Source organism: Occallatibacter sp. (assembly GCF_049802275.1).
Classification (GTDB): Bacteria; Acidobacteriota; Terriglobia; order Terriglobales; family Acidobacteriaceae; genus Telmatobacter.
Genome location: NZ_JBARMD010000534.1, coordinates 1 through 2,875, shown reverse-complemented (window position 1 = coordinate 2,875; position 2,875 = coordinate 1). Strand labels below are relative to the sequence as shown.

The following is a 2,875-nucleotide window of genomic DNA, read 5'->3' as shown; positions in this document are numbered from 1 at the left end:
TGGGCTCCGGCAGTTCGTTCATGAAATTGTGCTTCGAATTCTTCACCACACCCACAACCGTGAACGGATGACCCCAGACAGTAAGCTTCCGGCCCAGTGGATCCTGCCCCGGCCAATACCGGTTGGCCGCCGTTTGATCAACAACCACTACCCGCGGAGCTGAGTCGCTGTCGTTCGTTGTGAAATCGCGTCCCTCGAGGACCGGTATTCCCAGCGTCTCAAAATATTTTGGCGTCACATCGGCCCGGCGCAGTTCGAGAGACTCGTGCGGACGCGGAACATATCCCTCGGGATACGCATCCACCGTCTTGCGGTTGAAGTTGAATGGAACCCAGTCAGTAAGCGATGCGACCGTGACCCCGGGTAGTGCCGCTACTCGATCGAGAATCTTGTGCCGGATCTCGGACACTTCGGCATCCGGGTAGCCGGCTATGGTCAAGCCCACTGAAGCGGTAAGAATGTGATCCTGCTCAAATCCGGGATTGGCGGAGCTGATGTTTCTGAGCGTTCGCAGAAAGAGGGCTGAAGTCATAAGAAGCGCCAGCGAAAGCGCAATCTGCGCCACCACCAGCCCGCTGAGCAACCGGCGATTGTGCGATCCGCCGGATACGCTCGCCGACTCTTCCTTGAGCGCTTCTGCAGCCGGCACGCGCGACGACCGCAAAGCAGGAAATGCCCCGCAGACGATGCCCGCCAACAACGAAAGCACCACGATCACAGCTACAACGTTATGATCCATGGTGCCGTTGAGATCAATTGGATTTGCGTTCGGCGGAATGAATCGCGCAAAGGTCTTCGCGGTCCACGCCGTCAGCAGCAACGCCAGCGCCCCGCCGGCGAAGGACACAAAGAAACCCTCCAGCACCATCTGCCTTACCAGCTGAATCCGCCCCGCGCCCAAGGACTGCCGTATCGCAATCTCGCGACGGCGAGCGACGAACCGTACCAGCCCCAGCGTGGCCACATTGGCGCACGTCAATAGCAGCACCACCCCTGCAATTGCCAGCAGAACTGGCAGCGTAGCGGCCATATAGACGTTGGCGCCAAAAGGTGACCGCCACATCGGATCCAGCGAGATGGTATTTACTCCCAGATGGTCGTTCGGATACGCGGCAGTGATCCTGCGCATGATCACATTGAGGTCCTCCGTCGCCTGATCCCGGTTTACTCCCGGCCGCAACCTTCCAAGCACGTTCAACCATGTTGCGCTTCGATGCGTCATGCGCCACGCGTTTGAGCCGATGGGGTTCAGCGTCGCCCATAAATCTTCCCGAATCCCTGGCATCGCTCCGCTGAATCCCTCCGGCGCCACGCCGATCACCGTTACGGGATGCCGCGCGATCTCGATCGACTTGCCCACAATCGCCGGGTCTCCTCCATACCGCGTCTTCCACAGCGCGTAACTCAACACCACGTAGGGGACAGCGTCGGGCCGTGTCTCTTCTTCCGGCAGAAAAAAGCGCCCCAGCACCGGCCGGACGCCCAACAGGTCAAAGAAGTTCGAAGAGACGTTGCAAATGTAGACCCGCTCCGGCGTCGCACCGCCCGTCAGCGTGAGCCAGTCGTGGTTATAGGCGAGGATGCCGACAAAGCTGTGATTCTGCTCCCGCAGATCGCGGTAGTCGGGATACGAAAGCGGCGGCGAAGGCGAGATGTTCCATTGCCCCCGCATCACGCTGACGAGCTCATTGGTCTTCTGCGCTCCCGGAATCGGGTGCAACATGGTCCCGTCAATCCAGCTGAAGACCGTGCTGTTGGCGCAAATCGCCAGCGCCAGCATCAACCCTGCAGTAACCGTGAATCCAGGGCTCTTGCGCAGTTGCCGCAACGCAAAGCGAACATCCTGAAGCAGTCCACTCATGGACGCCTCCTCAACGAACTTTGCTCTTGGGGAATGAGAGTATTGCTAATCATCGTTGCATGCAGTGCGCCAAAACACGCGGCCCTCTAAGCTACTCATCCTTAAGAATATAGAGCTTGCAAACCATTGCAGTGATTAGCCTTCCGCTGTTCGCTCACGCACAGGATGTCCATTTCCGCACACTGAAATCGAGCCTTTAAGTGATCTACAACACACCCTCACAATTTCCGCTGAACTGCGGGCAATGCCGGGCGTATTATCCTCTGTTGCCTTCCGCAGTGGTCAACATGATTTAAGCGGAACGACGGAAAGTGACCGAGCCATGCATGCTTCAGGCCCGATCAATCCGCAGGCTCTGCCAGTAACGTCTGGCGCTCGAATCACCACGCCGCCTTCTCATCTGGGCTATGTCTACGACCTCCGGCGCGGTAACAGTTGTTCCGACGGCTTCTATGCGACGCTGCCCGCATTCGCTGATCAGATTCTGACTCTCATCGATTATCGCGCGGCTCCGCTCATCGATGGTTACACCCGCCATGTAACAGAATTCCTCACCGAATCTCCGCGCAGCCGCGGAGAATACGCTCTGGAATTCCTCATGCTAGGCATGCTTCTCAGCCGCTACGAATGCGCTGCACAAAACACGCCGCCATGGGTCGTCGAAGTAGCTCGCGAGCTCGCCGTTGCGCGCGAGCGCTCGTTCAAGGCCAAGCCGGTCGTTGAGTGGGTACGCGCCGGCCTCGCTCGATACTCTCTCGCTCCGCGTGCCGGGAAATCCGGAAAACGCTACAGCGCAGTCGAGCGGATGGCCCGCCTGGCTGACTGGCTGCAATCCACTGGTGAGTTCAAGCAGGAAGCTCGGCGCCTCAACAACTGGCAGAGCTACATGGCCGCTCTCTCTCCACAAAAAGCAACCTATTGGTTGCGCTCGTCCATCGAGCTGTTTCAGGAATTCGAACGCCAAGCCGACCGCATCCTCGGAGCCTACACCCGCGGCGTCGCATCCTTCGTCAA

The 2,875-nt window shown here is 58.7% G+C and carries 2 protein-coding genes; one reads left to right on the top strand and one right to left on the bottom strand.

Annotated elements, in window-relative coordinates:
• Positions 1-1,861: ABC transporter permease (locus tag WA354_RS18445; protein WP_472814487.1), on the bottom strand; the 1,861-nt coding region annotated here is incomplete at its 3' end.
• Between the two features lie 322 nt (positions 1,862-2,183).
• On the opposite strand from WA354_RS18445, the gene WA354_RS18440 reads away from it, so the two are divergent.
• On the top strand, positions 2,184-2,875 hold a 692-nt coding region (locus tag WA354_RS18440; RefSeq protein WP_472814486.1), incomplete at its 3' end, for a hypothetical protein.